Source organism: Lewinella sp. IMCC34191, assembly GCF_003390935.1.
In the GTDB taxonomy this organism is placed as follows: Bacteria; Bacteroidota; Bacteroidia; order Chitinophagales; family Saprospiraceae; genus Neolewinella.
Window position 1 is genome coordinate 739,813 of sequence record NZ_QNQZ01000001.1, and the last position, 15,817, is coordinate 755,629.

A 15,817-nucleotide genomic window follows, 5' to 3' on the forward strand; every position below is an offset into this window, starting at 1 on the left:
TGTTTGTGTTATAAATCAAATAACACAAAACATTTTATTCGCGTTTGCGATAAAAATTGGTGCCCATGTAAAAGTGTCTCCGCTGATTTACTTTCCTGTTAGGGATTCGGCTTATACCCTGCGCTCCGTCGCAAAAATTCGAATGAGCACCCTCGCCAAAATGGATTTAAGCATCGACAACCCGCACGGGGGGGAGTGGGTGCCAATAGGTAGGTACCCTAAATCCTTTAAACCGAACCGTGAAAAATAAAAAGGTAAAAGGATCAGAGCTTGACCAGCCGGGTAGTGTGGAGGGCTTTTCCCCCGCCCATCAGGTGCAGGATGTATACGCCGGAAGGGTAGCCGTCAGCTACATCCAGGTTACCCACCGGACGGGAGAGCCGCTGTTCGCTGACCAGGGTGCCGGTGGCGGTGTATATGCGAAGGCTGCCGGATTGGAAGTTCCCCAGGTTGTAATCCAGCCGGGCCGCGCCGGGGGCCGGGTTAGGGGCGAGGACCATGCTGATCGCTGCCTCTGCGGGCTGTGGTACGGACGTCGACAGCGAGGAACTCGGTAGGTCGATGGTTAGATCCATCGTAGAGCCGCTCATCAGACCGACCATAACCGTATCGGACCGATAGCCCGGAGCATTAACCGCTACCCGATAAATTCCGGTTGTCGCAACACCGGTAGCAAACTGCCCCAGGGGGTCGGTCTGCGTCGCGTTGAGTTGGTCGGCCAAGATTTCGACCCCCGCGGCGTTGATGGGTTGGCCGGTGAGGCTGTCGGTGATGATGCCCCGTAGGCGGGCTGCGCGCCGGTAGGTTACATCGATAACGTACAAACCGGTGGACCGATCCGAAAGAAGTGTCAGCCCGCTGGGCAGAAAGGGGTACGCCCCCCAGTTTCCGTTAAAGCCACCGTCCGGCCCGGGCCAGGTATCGTAATTCGCAACTTCCACCAAATTCGTCGGATCACTGGCGTCGACCACCCGTAATCCGTCAGTGTAGTAGCTGATGGAGAGATAATCGTCGATGACGTGGACGTTGTGGGGGATAGTCTCCGTATTCAGGCTGGTAAGGGGCCGGAACTCATCGAGCAGCTGGATGTCCGCCGGATCGGTGATGTCATAGGCGGCAACCGATGCGTTCTTTACTTCGTCGGTGGTGAAAAGCGTGAAGCCGGTGGCGTCCGTCCAGGCATTGTGGGTGAACTGATACGGAGTAAGTATGCGGCCTAACTCGGTGATATTATCGAGGTCGCGCGTATCGTAGATCGCCAATTCGCCCCGATAGAGTTCCGAGCCGTACATGATGCCGTCCTGCACGTAGACGTCATGACTGTAAATTTCCGGACCCATTCCGACAACGGGCGGATGCCAGGGATCGGCATTAAGGTCGAAGATGAGCATGCCTCCATCGTTGATATTGCGGTCACCACCGGCGGTGAAGGCCAGCCCGCGCGCGGTATCGACGAAGATGTTGTGGGCCCGCAGAAAGGGGCGATTAAAGCCGGGAACGGTGTCCCGGACGTGGTTGACCGAAAATCCATTCGGTAAGTCACTCAGGTCGATGACCACCAGTCCGTCGTTGCGCTGGTCCGCCACCGCGTAGGCGTATTCTCCGTAGGTTTTGATGTCCCGCCACACGCTCTTTACGCCATTGGTCACGCCGATCAATTCGGGTGCATCGGGGTTGGCGAGGGAAATGATCGCGATACCGGTATCCAGTCCCATTAGGGCGTACTCCGTCCCGTCGGGACTTACGTATCCCCAGACATCGTTGACCCCAACGCCAAAATCAAGATTCGACCGAAGTTCCGTGTTGAGCTGAGCCGCCGCCTGGAGCGAGCAGAGGAGAAGGAGGATCGGCAGATAGAATTTCATGGCAAAATTTGTCCCAAAGGTAACCGCTGAGCAGGTCGGCAGGAACTACCTGCTTAGTCCGCTCGCCGATACACCACCGTTTCCGAGCTAACACCCAGGACCTGGAGTTCGAGTACGTCGTCCGTCAGACGGACGATCCCGTAGCAGTCGGTCTGGGCCGGTCCGGAGATGGTGAAGCATGGCTCTCCGGTACTCGTACCGCCGCTGCAGGCCTCCGGGCAGGCGCCGTGGAAGGTCATATCCTCCTCCACCAGCAGCTCACCCTGGTAGTACGTTTTGTAGTGGGTCGGCGTGAATTCAACGACCTCCTCGCTGTCGCTGGTATTCGCCCAGCGCCCCGTCAGCATTTTTTGTGCGGCGAGCGCAGGTAGAGCAGTTTGTGCGGAAGCTCCCTTTGCCTGTTGCTCATCCGATTCCGGGTCAATCACCATCCCGTAGGGCGTTGGCGAACCCGCCGGCTGCGCGGCGGCCAGGCTATCGGCCGCGGCCGTCTCCGCCGGCGATGCCGCCACCGGATAGATGTCGTCGCCGGACATATCTTCTATGGGCATATCCGAGACACAAGCGGCCAGCAGAAAACAACAGCAAAGCAAGGTCAGGTAGCGCATCTCGATGGTTTGGTTCCCGTCAAACACCGACGGGTGGACTTTGGTGCGCTCGCTGGCGTAGTTGCCGGTCGATGCGCAGAATTTGCGGAAGCAGTAAGGCCTTACCATCGTTGTGGATCAGGAAATCAGCCGCCGCTTCCTTACGCTCATCCGACCACTGCTTATCCGCCCGCGCGGCGAAGGCGGCTTCGTCAATGCCGTCGCGTTGGCGGACCCGTTCGAGGCGGGTGGGGTAGGGGCAGGCCACGACAATCACCGCGTCGTAGGCTTCTCCGCTACCGATCTCATAGATGATGGCCGCCTCGTGCAGGCTATATGGGGCCGTCTGCCGGTGATGCCAGGCGCGGGCGTCCTCGGCCACTACGGGATGAACGTAGCTATTCAAGCGTTGGAGGGCCGCCGGATCGTTGAAAACGCGTTGGGCGAGGTAGGCCCGGTCGAGTTGCCCCGCGGACGTGTAGCTTTCCTGGCCGAAGTCCGCCACGATGGCCCCTTTCAGATCCGGATGTTCGACCATCAGTTCCTTGGCGCGCGCGTCCGCGTAGTAGACCGGAACGCCCAGTCGTTCGAAATCGCGACACACGGTCGTCTTACCCGCACCGATGTTTCCCGTAATGCCGATACTGAGCACCATAGCGGGCGAAGGTACCGCTAGAAAGACTGATCGACGGCCACTTTATACGTCGGGTCATCCACGACATTCACCTCGATGATGGCGCCGGCCTTGTCGAGCAGGCGGCGACAATCCTTGCTGAGGTGCTTCAGGTGGACTTTCTTCCCCACCTTATTGTAGCGCTCGGTTAGCTTGTTCAGCGCCTCAATGGCGGACATATCCACCACCCGGCTTTCTTCGAAGTTGATGACGATCTCGTCCGGGTCGTTCAGCACGTCGAATTTCTCGTTGAAGACGGCCACCGAACCGAAGAACAGGGGACCGTAGATCTCATAGTGTTTCACCCCGTGCTCATCGATCCGTTTACGGGCCCGGATGCGCTTGGCACTTTCCCAGGCAAAGCGGAGCGCCGCGATGATGACGCCGACGATAACGGCAAGGGCCAAATTGTGCAGGAAGATGGTGACCAGGGTTACGAGTACCATCACCAGCAGGTCTGATTTGGGCATTTTGCCGAAGGTGCGCAGACTGGCCCATTCGAAGGTACCAACCGCGACCATGATCATCAGGCCGGTCAGCGCGGCCATGGGGACGAGCTCGATCAGGCTGCTGCCAAACATGATAAAGACCAAGAGCATAACGGCGGCCACGATGCCGGACAGGCGGGCACGGGCGCCGGCACTGATGTTGATGAGGCTCTGGCCGAGCATCGCGCAACCGCCCATGCCGGAGAGAAAGCCCGAAAGGATGTTGGCGGCGCCCTGGGCAACCGCTTCCTTATTGCCGCGTCCACGCGTCTCGGTGATTTCGTCGATGATATTCAGGGTCAGCAGACTCTCGATCAGGCCCACGCCGGCTACCACCAGCGCATAGGGCGTGATGATCTGTAGCGTTTCGAAGGTAAAGGGAACCGCGGGGATGTGGAAGGGCGGGAAACCGCCGGAGATGCTGGCCATGTCGCCAACCGTCTTGGTATCGATCCCGAAGGCCCATACAATCCCGAATACGGCGAGGATGGATACCAGCGACGCCGGCACCGCCTTGGTTAGTTTAGGCAGCCCCCAGATGATTAGCATGGTCACCAGCACGAGGCCCCCAAACAGGTATAGGGACTGCCCGGAGAGCCAGTCGCCGGTGGCCGGATTGCGGAACTGATCCAGCTGCGACATAAAAATGATGATCGCCAAACCGTTCACGAAGCCGAAGATGGCGGGGTGGGGAACCAGGCGCATCAGTTTACCCAGTCGCAGCACGCCCGCCGCTACCTGGAACAGGCCGGCCAGAACGACCGTGGCGAAAATGTATTCGATACCGTGCGACTGCGCCAGCGACACGATTACCACGGCAACGGCACCCGTGGCACCGCTGATCATCCCGGGGCGACCGCCGAAGATGGCCGTTACAATACCCATCACGAAGGCGGCATAGAGGCCGGTGAGCGGCGGCAGACCGGCCAAAAAGGCAAAGGCAACCGCCTCGGGAACGAGCGCTAAAGCTACCGTCAACCCGGAAAGGATCTCGATCTTGTAATCGACCTTCTGGTTGAAATCAAATAAGTTAATATATCTTTCCATCTGAATAACGGTAGTGTTAGCCACTATTCGCTAGTGACGCCAGTAGGTATGTATGCTATCGATCGACTGCTCCCCTCCGATTGAAGCCGCAAAGGTACGGAAATTCGTTGACCCTTAAAACCCCATACCGCCGACAAAGGGAACGTATTCCTGACGGGCCTGCTTATCTTCGCCGTCCCAAAAAACTAGTCTAATTGATGCCAGAGCCCGGAAACATCGTCATTACGGTCGTCGACCGCCACGGAGAAGCCCACGAACTGGAGGCGCCGACGGATATGAACATGAACGTCATGGAAGTCTGCAAAGCGTACGAACTACCCGTAAAGGGTACCTGCGGCGGCATGGCGCTGTGCAGTACCTGCCACTGCTATATCCTGTCGGAAACCGACCTACCGGATATGAAGGACGACGAGGAAGATATGCTCGACCAGGCGTTCTTCGTAGAAGATAATTCCCGCTTGGGTTGCCAGCTCCGCATCACGGATGAACTGGACGGTCTGCGCATCCAGCTGGCGCCCGAAGCGGAAGAATAATTGAGAATTCTTTCGCAAACTTTTGCGGTTACGATATTGTATGTATATTTGCAGCCCGTTACGATGGTAACGTGGTAAAAATTAACACCGCGGGGTGGAGCAGTTGGTAGCTCGTCGGGCTCATAACCCGAAGGTCGCAAGTTCGAGTCTTGCCCCCGCTACAATGAGAAAGCCGCCACTGACGAAAGTCGGTGGCGGCTTTTCTATTTGGTGGCTATTCCTTTTAGCCGCCGTTCTTGTTCCGCTTGAAGGGATTGAATTTTTCCAGCTTCGCCTTTACATCCTCGACGGCTTCCTTCCCAAGGTTGGGTATGTCCAGGCTGTCCGCGATCGTAGTGGTCGAGTCGTTGAGTCCTAATGCGCCGCGCACCCGTTCGGCGGCCGCATCTTCCAATCGTTTGGCCTGTTCGGCGGCGGCACGTTCAAGCGTATCCCGGAATACTTCCGCGCGCTGCTCGGCAACCTGGCGGGCGGAATCAACCCGGCTGCGAACCTCTTCCTCGGCCCGGTCCTGCAAAGCGCCGGCTATCGCTCCGGTCGTACTCTGCGAAGATCCGGAACCGGTACCCAGGAGATTGATACCCGTTTTCGGATCGGAGATGGAGCCGGTTAGGGCGATATCGAGATTCAGTGTATCCCCGGGAGAAATATTCAACCCGAGCTTCTTAGCCTGGCTGCCCAGATTTTCCAGGGCCGAAAGCGCCGCGCCACCGATGATATTACCTTCCACCAAATCGCGCGGAATGGCCGCGCGAATGCGGTAGTCCATATCCGTATTGAGCCCGTGCGAACCGGCTACGGTCATGCCGATACCGGCCAGCGCGAAATCAAAAGGCTCGACGGTGACCATGCCGTCCTTAATTTCAAAGGCTGCGATGATGTTTTTAAGCGTCGCGCTTTCGCGTAATTCCTTGACGTTAAGCGCCCGACCGATCACCTGTAGCGGTTTGAAGGAGGCAATTCGTGCCTCGGCCGTACGCAGCAGTCCCTGCGCGTCGATGCTGTTGAGCACCGGTAAAAGGTCACTTCCCAGGCGGCCCTCCATCAACATTTCGCTGCTGAAGTTGCCGGTGATGAACTTGCCGATGGGCGCCAGTGCGGCGAAGCTGTTCAATGCCGTAAACGCCTGGCCGAAGTCCAGTTGCTCCATATCGTAAGCAAAGCGGAAGACCGGTTCATCCGTCTCATCGCTGGTATCGTACGCGCCGCGGAAGCCCATTGATCCGCCGAGCAGGTTAGCCCGGCCGTTTTCGATCATGGCCGCGCCGTCCTGAATGACCAGGTCACCGCGCATGCCGTTCATGATGATATCGGTGTACTGCACGCGGTCCGCTGCCATGTTTACCCGAAGGTTGATGTTTTTCGGGATCGGGATGACGGCGGCTTCCGCGGGGGCGGTAGTACCCGCATCCGTAGTGGTCGCAGTCGCTGCGGCCTCCTCGCTCATAAAGTCGGCAACGTTGAAAAAGCCCGAACGGACGTCGATGTTACCCGTCAGAACGCCTTCGCCGAAGGTGTAATCGAAGAGGTTACTAATGGTGCCCGATGCATCGAAGGAGCTCTCCTGCAACGTCGCACTCGCATTGTCGATCACCAGCCGGTTCGGCTTGATATTTCCGGCTACCCGGAGATCGGTGGGGTGGTAAGTTCCGTAGGCCAGTTCCTGGATCTGTGCGTCAAGGTCGAAGTCGAAGCGATCGAATACCTCCGTAGCCGGCTCGGCGGCGGCCACTTCCATTTCGGCCGGGCTGCTGCTGCGGTCGGTGGTCTCTTCGGTCATCCATTCGTCGGCGTTGAAGTAATTCGACCGCATGGTGAAGCTTCCCCGCATCGTCTGATCGGGGCTGAAGTAGGCGAGGATGTTGTTGATTTGACCGGAGGCCGAGACATCACTCTGTCCCAGCGTAGCGGTAAACTGCTGCAGGTCGATGGCCTGGGGGCTGAAGTCCGCGCGCGCCTGTGCTATCCGCATCGGGGGGAGTCCGTCGGCGGCGTAGACCAGGTTGCTGACCAGGAGGTCGCCGCTTAGGTTGACGTCAGCGTAGCGCCCGGCTTCCAGGGCACTCTGCCGCACGTTATTCATGGTGATATCGGCTACGATGCGGCCGGCGAGTTCGTTTACCCCCTCCAGCGGCATGGCCGAGGCCCACTTGGCCAGGTCAAGCGTACCGTTCAGCCGGGCATCCACGTCGGGGTCGGAGAGCGGCGTGGCCAGCCGGAAGCTACCCTCGAAGGGATCATTGCCCAGCGTGAAATTGAAGCGGGGAATGCTGACCTGTAATTCGTCCAGGTCGCTGCTCGGGCTGTTGACCGCCAGTTCGGCATCGATGCCATTGATACCCACCGGTTTGCCGGGGTACTGGACACTGCCGCCATCGATCTGGCTGTTGACGGTGAAAGCCGGATAGGTTTCCGTCTCGCTATTGAAAGCACCCTCGACGGTACCGTTGAGCGTGAACGTGCCGCCGGTTTGTACCTGCTCGAATCCTTCGGTGTAGGCAGCCGGTACCAAACTCCACAATTGCCGGAAGTCGTTGGCGGGCGCTTCGTAGTTCAGGTCGAAAAGAATGTCGTCGTTGTCTTCCAGGTCGATGCTCCCGTTCATCACGAGGGCCAGTTCGTTCAGGGTGACGTCGGCTTCGGTGAAGGTGTACCGCATATTATCGGCGTCCACGTTTACGGTTCCGTCGGCGGTCATCCTGGTCTCGTTCAGATAGGTCATGCCGGCCTGCCGCAGGGTGAAGGCATCCGCCCGGGCCTGGGTGACAACGTCGAATACCGAAGCGGTAAAGTCGCCCTCACCGGTCGCGTTCAGTCCATCGAGGCGCACGTAGGTTTCCGTGACGCGATCGTCATAGACCAGTCGGCCGTTGTTAATCTCGAAGTGTTCCAGGGTGATGACCGCACTGCTGGCGGTGGTGTCCGTGGTGGCCGCTGCGGGATCTGCCGATTCGGCAACGATTAAGTAATTAGCCAGTTGCTCGTTGAGTACGAGCAGGTTGACGTCCGGATCCTGCAGGATCACGGCATCGATATGGTAGTTCCCGTCGCCGGCAATGACCGACCAGAAGCCGAGGTCAACCCGCGCCTGGCTGCCGCTCACCAGGGGGAGGCCGGCGAAGGTGTCCACCCCAATGACGCTGTAATCGTCTACGGTCAGCGCGATATCCGGAAAGCTTCGCAGGAAACTGACGTTGGCGTCGGCGAAGTCGACCTCCGCCTCTACGGCGTTATTGACCGCACTCTTGACGTTGGCAACGATCTCGTCCTTGAAGATGATGGGGGCCACGGCCAGTAATCCGACCAGGATCACAACAAAAACAAGTACACCAATAAGGATTCGCTTGGCTAATTTCATGGGGTGGGTTTGCTGGAAAACAACTAACGCACGCGGTAGTTGGCCCGCTCTTGACGATTCGACTTACCTTGCGTCACCAGAACGCATTAAAAAAACCCTAGTATATGACCGTCGGCGGTATTGACTATTCCTTAATTAATACCCAGGAAGGACTGGACGATTTTTATCAGACCAACAAAGATGTCAATTGGATGGGCTTCGATACCGAATTTATCGGGGAGAAGCGGTACCACACCCTGCTTTGTTTAATCCAGATCAGTACGGAATACGGTTATTACCTGCTGGATCCGATCGCGGTAAAGGACCTGACCCTGTTTCTCCGGATGGTCGAATCCGAGGATATCGTCAAGGTCACCCACGCCGGCGACAACGACTACCGACTGCTCTACCGCAGCCACGGCACCATACCCAAGAACGTCTTCGATACCCAGGTAGCCGCCGCTTTTATCGGCCATCGCTACCCCCTGAGTTTCGCCAAACTCGTGGAAGCCGAGACCGGCAACGACGTGGGTAAGGGATACGCCGTTACCGATTGGTCACAGCGGCCGATGAGCGAAAAGCAGATCAAGTACGCGCTCTACGACGTGGTCTACCTCCGGGAACTCTACGATACCATCACGCGAAAACTGCGGGAAAACGGTCGGCTGGACTGGGCCCTGGAAGAATGCGCGCTGATGACGGAGGAAGATTACTACTACCGGGATCCCAACCACGAACTGCTCAATAGTAACATCGCCAAATCTAGCCGGACCAAGGAGAAAGTTTTCCTCATGCGGCTCTACGAGTGGCGGCGGGCGACGGCCGAAAAGAGAAACTACAGCAAGGAGATGATCCTGCCCAAAAAGATCATCGGTCAGCTGGTACGCGGCGTCCGCGGCGGTACGGAAAGCATGCGGCAGAACCGTCGCCTGCCCGGTAAGACGGTCCAGCGCTACGGCGATCTCTTCGTGGATATGTACAACGAGCCGGCTAAGGATGAAGAACTGGCCGTGGTCAAGCAAATCCAGCGCAACCATACCGACGACGAGGAAGACGATATGATCGTCGAGCTGCTCTACCTGCTGATGAAGTACCGCGCCAGCGAGGCCGATATCAGTCACGCCCTGGTTATGCCCCGCAACGCCATCCGACGCATGAAGCAGGAGGCCGCCGTGCGAAAGTCCATCCTGGGCTCCGGTTGGCGGCGCGAGTTGCTCGGTGACGACTTCGTGGAATGGCTGAAGCACTTCGACGATCTCAAACTGAGTATCGAGGGCGGCAAGATCGCGCTGAAGTTCAGCTAAGCGCTAGAGATCCGCGTAGATCGATAGCAGTTTCTGCTCCTCCCTTTCCCAGCAGAGTTCCTCGGCCGCTAGCAGGCAGTTTTGGTGCATCTGCCGGTAGGCATCCCGGTTCTCCGCCAGGTGTTTGACCTGGGCTATCAGCGCGTCGGCATTCAACTCGGACAGCAGTGCGTAACACCCGTAGCGATCGTTGATCGACCGGTATTCCGGGTAGTCCATCTGAATGCTTGGCAATCCCGCCTGCACATAGTCCAATGATTTGTTAGCTAAGCTGTAGTAATAGCTTAGGCTATCCGCCCGTAATAGGTTAAGACCCAGCCAGGCGCGTTGCGTGAATTCGGCCAACTTATCGGGTCGATGAAAGCCGGCGAAGGTGACGCGATCCGTCACGTCCAGCTCCCGCGTCAGCAGGTGAAGCCGTTCCTCTTCGGGACCGGAACCCACGATCAACAAGTGATGGTCGGGAAGGGCGGTCATTGCCGTAATGGCCTCTTCCAGGCCGCGGCCCGGATTCAGCATGCCTTGGTATAATATTACTCCTCCAGTATTTTCCTTAATTGCCGTATCCGTAAGACGCGGTACGTTTCTGACCGTTCCAAAGGGTACGCCGTAGTCCTGTTCCAGGGCCACCGCCAATTCCGTACCCACGGTATACCGCGCGTCCGTCCGGGGAACGAGTGCTTTACCGATTCCCCTCCACGTGCCGCGGATGAGCGGCCGCGGCGCCACCTCCGGAGTTTCACTGAACCATTCGTGGGCGTCGTAGACCAGCTTCGTACCCCGCCGGTGGAGTAGGGTGCCGGCCACCAGCGTATCGAGATCGACGGCGCAGATGACATCGTACTCCCAGCTGCGGAGTGTGCGCCACAATTTCCAGTTGTACTCGCCGTAGAAGCGCTTTCCCCCGTGGTGCCGGCAGGTGATCCGGTGTTGCCGGTAGGGTCGGTCAGAAAGGGGCGGACTACCGGGGAGCAGCCGGCCGACCAGGGTCACGTCGTGTCCCGCCGCCTGCAGGCTGGTGCAGATGCGATCCATTCGCTGGTCGTGACTAAGGTCGTTGATGACCAAACAGATGATTTTCACGGTAGCCGAATTTTGTCCCCCGCCTTGATCAGCAAGCCCTCATTCAAAAATTCCTGCATGTGACCGGCTACGTCCTCGGCCCGCGTACGTCCGAAACCGGCAATTAATTCTTCCGGGGAGAGTGGTCCTTCGGTTTGCAGTCTTTCCCGCACCGTAGCGTACAGGGCCGTTCGGTCGGGTACCGGCGTCTTCTCCCGGCGGCAAACGTCACAGATTCCACAGGCCGGGGCATCCTGCTCACCGAAAAACAGCAGTAATTGCCGCGACCGACACCGGTCCTCGGATTCGCAGTAGGCGATCATGGTGTCGATGCGCTCGCGGGCACGCTCCTTCAGGAAATTGTACTGCTTTTCGTCGATGCGCAGGTTGTCCGGGTCGATGCGCTCCTCCAGGAACACCAACTGCGGTCCCTCCCGTTCCGGCGTGTAGTCGATGATGCCTTCCGCCTGCATCTTCTGGAAGAGCCGGCGCAATTCCTCCCCGGATACGCCCAGGAAGTTGGCCAGGGCCCCCTCGCGTAGCTGCACCGGATTAAGGAATGCGCCCTGGGTCGTCCGCAGGATCGACTTCACCAGCTTATTCACGTGGGGATTCTTGATCTGGTAATCGTACAGCTGTTCTTTACGCACGATAAATTGCAGGAAAGCGCTCTGGCGAATATCATCGGTCAGCAGGATGTAACCATTCTTTTCCAGCGCTTTGAGCCCGCTATAGGCCTGGCGGACATCGAAGCCGAAATTGCGCGCGAATCCGGCCAGGTCGAAATCGAAAGCTTCTCCCTTGCCACCGCCCACGGCCAGCTGCAGGAAGCTGCCGAGGGCCCGGTACATCCGCTTCACTTCGGCTACCGGGGGGTAGCTGTATTCCCAGTTGCGGATCAGCCGGTCGCCGTCGCTGGGGTGGTACAGCATGATCCCGTAGGCGAGCTTCCCGTCACGCCCGCCGCGGCCCGCCTCCTGGAAGTAGGCCTCCGGGCTATCGGGAGGGCCGTAATGCATCACGGTCCGCACGTCCGGTTTGTCGATGCCCATCCCGAAAGCATTAGTCGCCACGATCACGCGCAGCCGGTCGCCGATCCAGTCGGCCTGCCGCCTATCCTTTTCCTCGGGCTCCAGCCCGGCGTGGTAGGCCCCCGCGCTGATGCCCCGGCGGCCGATCTTGTGGGCGATCTCCTTCGTGAGCCCACGGCTACGCACGTAAACGATACTCGTACCGGCAACTCCCTTCAGCACGTCCAGAATTTGGTTCTCCTTCCCCGCCGGGTGGCGCACGATGTAGGCCAGGTTTTCCCGCGCGAAACTCTGGCGAAAAACCCCGCCGCCATCGCGGAACTCCAGTTTCTCCTGGATGTCTTCGATTACCTCCGGAGTGGCCGTAGCCGTCACGGCGATAAACGGCACGTCGGGATGCAGCTCCCGCAGCTCCGCGATACGCAGGTAGGGCGGCCGGAAGTCGTAGCCCCACTGACTGATGCAGTGCGCCTCGTCCACCGCCACCATGGCCACTGGCATGCGGCGGATGCGTTCCCGCGCCAGGTCGGTGATGAGCCGCTCGGGGCTCAGGTACAGCAGTTTCGTATTCCCGTAGACCGCATTGTCGAGGATGCGATCGATGTCCGCGTTCCGCATCCCACTGTAAACGGCTTCGGCCACGATGCCGCGATCGCGGAGCTGCCGTACCTGGTCCTTCATCAGCGCGATGAGCGGCGAGACGACCAGCGTCACGCCCTCGAGCGCCAGGGCCGGCACCTGGAAGCAGACGCTCTTCCCCCCGCCGGTGGGCAGCAGCGCCAGGGTGTCCTTACCGGCCAGCACGTGATCGATGATCTCGCGCTGCAGCGGGCGAAAGGCGGGATATCCCCAGTACTGCTTCAGTATGTCTTGCGGTTGTGGCATAGGGGCGGCGGCGCGCAGGTAAAATGCGGGTCGGTAAAATAGCCAGCCGTTCCGGGATTGTAGCCTATGTCAGTACGGGCTAACCGACCAATCACCCGCTAAACAATCCAGGGGGGGCGTCAATTTTAGACCAAACCGCTCCGCCATGCGCTATATACCCCTACTTTTCCTCTGGATGGCTTTCGCTCTTATCGCCTGCCGGCCCCGGCTGGACGAAACCGATATCCTGGCTACGTCGGACCTGCTGGCCCGGGGATGGGTGACGAACGCGGACAGCTCCGAACTTCTGGAGGTCCGCGGACCCATCCAACTGACCGCCGCGGATTCGCTGCCGGACGTGCTCATTGACCCGTCCGTGCGCTACCAGGAATTGCAGGGGTTTGGATACACCCTGACCGGCGGCAGCGCGCAGCTTATCCATCAACTGCCAGACGATCGGCGTGCTAAACTTCTCCACGAATCTTTACCCGCAGCGACAGCACTTCAGGTATTAGCTACCTGCGACTGAGCCTGGGGGCTTCGGACCTGGATTCCGCGGTCTTCAGCTATAGCGACCTGCCGAATGGACAAACCGATCCGGATCTCACGTCCTTCTCCCTCGCTCCCGATCGCGAACACCTGATACCCGTGCTGCAAGAAATTCTGGAGATCAATCCGGATATCCGACTGATGGCCTCCCCCTGGTCGCCGCCCACCTGGATGAAGGACAATGGGGCCTCGAAGGGGGGAAGTCTGCTGCCGGAGTATTATCCGGCCTACGCCACCTACTTCGTAAAGTACGTGCAGAGTATGGCCGAGGCGGGCATTCCCCTCGACGCGGTAACCGTGCAGAACGAGCCCCTGCACCCCGGTAACAATCCCAGCCTGCTGATGCTGCCCGAAGCCCAGGCCGAATTCGTAGGGGAGCACCTGGGACCGGCATTCGAGGAAGCGGGCCTGGATACGCGCATCGTGATTTACGACCATAACGCCGATCGGCCCGATTATCCGCTGACCGTTCTGGCGGATGAGACTGCCCGCCCCTACATCGACGGTACCGCCTTCCACCTCTACGGCGGGACGATCGATAAACTCACGGCCGTGCACGAGGCGTATCCCGACAAGCACCTCTACTTCACGGAACAGTGGATCGGAGCCCCCGGTAACTTCGCCGAGGATTTACGCTGGCACGTCCGCGAGCTGATCATCGGCGCCAGCCGCAACTGGGCTGAAACCGTCCTGGAATGGAACCTGGCAGCCGACCCGAACCAGGATCCGCACACCGAGGGCGGTTGTACACGTTGCCTGGGCGCCCTGACCATTGACGGCGACCGCATATACCGCAATACGGCCTACTACATCATCGCGCATGCCGCCCGCGAGGTGCCGCCCGGGTCTTACCGCGTTCGCAGCCGGGAATCCGAAACCTTCCCGAACGTGGCCTTTCTGACGCCGCAGGGGGACGTGGTGGTCATCGTACTGAATGATGGGGACCGGCCAGCCCGCTTCACGATCGGCAACCGGCAGCGGAGTATGGTCGCCGACCTGGGAGCCGGTGGGGTAGGCACGTACGTCATCCCTGGGCTGGCCCTATAGGTTGCCGGTTCCGATTAGCATTTTACCTGCGCACCGCCGCCCTTTACCACTTCCGGCGCTCGAGGCTCAGTACCGTAAGTAAAATGAAGAAAGCCGTTATGCTTAGAAAGTAAATGACGTCGCGGGAATCGATCAGCCCCCGACCGAGGCTGCGAAAGTGTTCCTGCATACCGAGGCTGGTGATGAAGGCGTCGCCGTTACCGTAGAAAACGGGCAGGGAAGCCAGGTAGTCAAAGCCGAAGTAACACCAGAAGGTAATGGTGAGCGCCAACAGAAAGCTGACGATCTGGTTGGTGGTCAGCGAGCTCGCCAGCAGGCCGATGGCTACGAAGGCCATACTGAGAAACAGCAAGCCCAGGTAACTGCCGATGGTGCCGCCGGTGTCGATGTTGCCCACCGGCTCGCCTAGTTGGTAAAGCGAATAATAATAAAGCAGAGTGGGCAGCAGGGCGATCACAACGAGAGTCAGACAGGCCAGAAATTTGCCCATCACGATCTCGATGTCACGGAGTGGCCGGGTGACGAGCAGCTCGATGGATCCGGTCTGTCGCTCCTCGGCAAAGGCGCGCATACAGATCGCCGGTATGATAAAGAGCAGGACGTTCGGGGCCAGCTCGAAGAAGGGGCCGAGGGTGGCGTAGCCGTAGTTGATCAGACTGGTATCGGGAAAAACGAAGAGGAACAGCCCCATGACGATCAGGAAGACGCCGATGACGACGTAGCCGATCAGGCTGGAGAAGAACGCATTGATCTCCTTGCGGAAAATGGCGGTCATTTAATCGGTGGCTTGGGGTAAGGGTATCAGGAGGGGGTGGCGTTCGTTGTACAGCACCAGGGCCCGCACGAGCTTTTGCTGGTCATCGTTAGTAAGTCGGAGGACGGCGTCGCTGATTTCCTTTTCATCATCGACGAGTTCACTAACCGCGAGTATCTCCAGGGGATGCCGGCGGCCCGTAGCCATATCAACCACCCGGCTTACTTCCTGGCGACGATCGCGTTCGACCCAACCTTCGCGGAAGGGGTTGCCCGTGGCCGGATTGTAGGCGCGCATTAGCTGGCGGGTATGCACGATGGTATCGTAGCGGATCGTGGCGTAGCGACCGGTTTGCCGAAGCCCCGTGAACTCGTGAAATGCACGCCCGCCGTCCTGGCGAACGAAGAGGTAGGGCAAGCCGTCCAGGCCGATCGCGTAGGGCTTGACGTAGCGTCGCGTTTTATACCCGAAGCTGTCGATCTGTACCCGAAAGTCTTCCGGCAACTGGACCATCTCCCCGGCGATCTCGCCCCAGTCGACGTCCGGTTCGTTGGCCAGCAGCGCTTCGGCGGAAAAGTACACCCCGTCCTGAAAGCGAAAGTCCGCGTTCAGGGGAGCCGACCGCTGGGCGGTAAGCCAAAGGGGCAGGAGGAAAAGGGTCCAGCGCATGGTGTGA

The 15,817-nt window shown here is 59.1% G+C and carries 13 protein-coding genes and 1 tRNA gene; 5 read left to right on the top strand and 9 right to left on the bottom strand.

The window, feature by feature from the left end; genetic code table 11:
• Nucleotides 1–263: 263 nt before the first annotated feature.
• The 4 genes from DRW39_RS02955 to DRW39_RS02970 are packed head-to-tail and all read right to left on the bottom strand — an operon-like array spanning nt 264 to nt 4,660.
• Complete coding sequence (locus DRW39_RS02955) at nt 264–1,865, bottom strand: choice-of-anchor B family protein (RefSeq protein ID WP_116105482.1); 1,602 nt, start codon at nt 1,863–1,865, stop codon at nt 264–266.
• A gap of 53 nt (nt 1,866–1,918) precedes the next feature.
• Nucleotides 1,919–2,473: a hypothetical protein gene (locus DRW39_RS02960; protein WP_116105483.1), complete on the bottom strand. Its 555-nt coding sequence runs from the start codon at nt 2,471–2,473 to the stop codon at nt 1,919–1,921.
• 19 nt (nt 2,474–2,492) lie between these two features.
• Nucleotides 2,493–3,107, bottom strand: a complete 615-nt coding sequence (gene coaE / locus DRW39_RS02965) for a dephospho-CoA kinase (RefSeq protein ID WP_116105484.1) — start codon at nt 3,105–3,107, stop codon at nt 2,493–2,495.
• Between the two features lie 17 nt (nt 3,108–3,124).
• A complete protein-coding gene (locus tag DRW39_RS02970) occupies nt 3,125–4,660 on the bottom strand; it encodes a SulP family inorganic anion transporter (protein WP_116105485.1) in 1,536 nt (511 codons plus the stop codon).
• A gap of 197 nt (nt 4,661–4,857) precedes the next feature.
• On the opposite strand from DRW39_RS02970, the gene DRW39_RS02975 reads away from it, so the two are divergent.
• Nucleotides 4,858–5,193 (top strand): 2Fe-2S iron-sulfur cluster-binding protein, encoded by a 336-nt coding sequence (locus DRW39_RS02975; protein ID WP_116105486.1) that lies wholly within the window; start codon nt 4,858–4,860, stop codon nt 5,191–5,193.
• An 88-nt stretch (nt 5,194–5,281) separates the two neighbouring features.
• Nucleotides 5,282–5,354: transfer RNA gene (locus DRW39_RS02980), tRNA-Met, on the top strand.
• A gap of 62 nt (nt 5,355–5,416) precedes the next feature.
• Here the strand turns inward: DRW39_RS02980 and DRW39_RS02985 are convergent.
• Nucleotides 5,417–8,551, bottom strand: a complete 3,135-nt coding sequence (locus DRW39_RS02985; protein ID WP_116105487.1) for an AsmA family protein — start codon at nt 8,549–8,551, stop codon at nt 5,417–5,419.
• Nucleotides 8,552–8,655: 104 nt separating this feature from the next.
• On the opposite strand from DRW39_RS02985, the gene DRW39_RS02990 reads away from it, so the two are divergent.
• Nucleotides 8,656–9,834 carry a ribonuclease D gene (locus DRW39_RS02990; protein WP_116105488.1) on the top strand — a complete coding sequence of 393 codons (1,179 nt, stop codon included), beginning with the start codon at nt 8,656–8,658 and terminating at the stop codon, nt 9,832–9,834.
• Nucleotides 9,835–9,837: 3 nt separating this feature from the next.
• On the opposite strand, the gene DRW39_RS02995 is transcribed toward DRW39_RS02990, so the two are convergent.
• On the bottom strand, nt 9,838–10,917 hold the full coding sequence (locus DRW39_RS02995) for a glycosyltransferase (protein ID WP_116105489.1): 1,080 nt from the start codon (nt 10,915–10,917) through the stop codon (nt 9,838–9,840).
• Nucleotides 10,914–12,812 (bottom strand): ATP-dependent DNA helicase RecQ, encoded by a 1,899-nt coding sequence (locus DRW39_RS03000; protein ID WP_116105490.1) that lies wholly within the window; start codon nt 12,810–12,812, stop codon nt 10,914–10,916. The genes DRW39_RS02995 and DRW39_RS03000 overlap by 4 nt, the downstream gene beginning before the upstream one ends.
• A gap of 145 nt (nt 12,813–12,957) precedes the next feature.
• Between DRW39_RS03000 and DRW39_RS22475 the strand changes: the two genes are divergently transcribed.
• Nucleotides 12,958–13,320 (top strand): hypothetical protein, encoded by a 363-nt coding sequence (locus tag DRW39_RS22475; RefSeq protein ID WP_198664771.1) that lies wholly within the window; start codon nt 12,958–12,960, stop codon nt 13,318–13,320.
• 17 nt (nt 13,321–13,337) lie between these two features.
• A complete protein-coding gene (locus tag DRW39_RS03005) occupies nt 13,338–14,387 on the top strand; it encodes a glycoside hydrolase family 30 protein (RefSeq protein WP_232830063.1) in 1,050 nt (349 codons plus the stop codon).
• Between the two features lie 43 nt (nt 14,388–14,430).
• Here the strand turns inward: DRW39_RS03005 and gldF are convergent, their stop codons facing one another.
• The gene (gene gldF, locus DRW39_RS03010; RefSeq protein ID WP_116105491.1) at nt 14,431–15,162 is read right to left on the bottom strand and encodes a gliding motility-associated ABC transporter permease subunit GldF; all 732 of its coding nucleotides are present in this window, start codon (nt 15,160–15,162) and stop codon (nt 14,431–14,433) included.
• The gene (locus DRW39_RS03015; RefSeq protein WP_116105492.1) at nt 15,163–15,810 is read right to left on the bottom strand and encodes a hypothetical protein; all 648 of its coding nucleotides are present in this window, start codon (nt 15,808–15,810) and stop codon (nt 15,163–15,165) included.
• Nucleotides 15,811–15,817: the final 7 nt, after the last annotated feature.

Coding starts and splice junctions, on each gene's coding strand:
- DRW39_RS02955 (WP_116105482.1), bottom strand. CDS start 1,865: ATGAAATTCTATCTGCCGATCCTCCTTCTCCTCTGCTCGCTCCAGGCG.
- DRW39_RS02960 (WP_116105483.1), bottom strand. CDS start 2,473: ATGCGCTACCTGACCTTGCTTTGCTGTTGTTTTCTGCTGGCCGCTTGT.
- coaE (WP_116105484.1), bottom strand. CDS start 3,107: ATGGTGCTCAGTATCGGCATTACGGGAAACATCGGTGCGGGTAAGACG.
- DRW39_RS02970 (WP_116105485.1), bottom strand. CDS start 4,660: ATGGAAAGATATATTAACTTATTTGATTTCAACCAGAAGGTCGATTAC.
- DRW39_RS02975 (WP_116105486.1), top strand. CDS start 4,858: ATGCCAGAGCCCGGAAACATCGTCATTACGGTCGTCGACCGCCACGGA.
- DRW39_RS02985 (WP_116105487.1), bottom strand. CDS start 8,551: ATGAAATTAGCCAAGCGAATCCTTATTGGTGTACTTGTTTTTGTTGTG.
- DRW39_RS02990 (WP_116105488.1), top strand. CDS start 8,656: ATGACCGTCGGCGGTATTGACTATTCCTTAATTAATACCCAGGAAGGA.
- DRW39_RS03000 (WP_116105490.1), bottom strand. CDS start 12,812: ATGCCACAACCGCAAGACATACTGAAGCAGTACTGGGGATATCCCGCC.
- DRW39_RS22475 (WP_198664771.1), top strand. CDS start 12,958: ATGCGCTATATACCCCTACTTTTCCTCTGGATGGCTTTCGCTCTTATC.
- gldF (WP_116105491.1), bottom strand. CDS start 15,162: ATGACCGCCATTTTCCGCAAGGAGATCAATGCGTTCTTCTCCAGCCTG.
- DRW39_RS03015 (WP_116105492.1), bottom strand. CDS start 15,810: ATGCGCTGGACCCTTTTCCTCCTGCCCCTTTGGCTTACCGCCCAGCGG.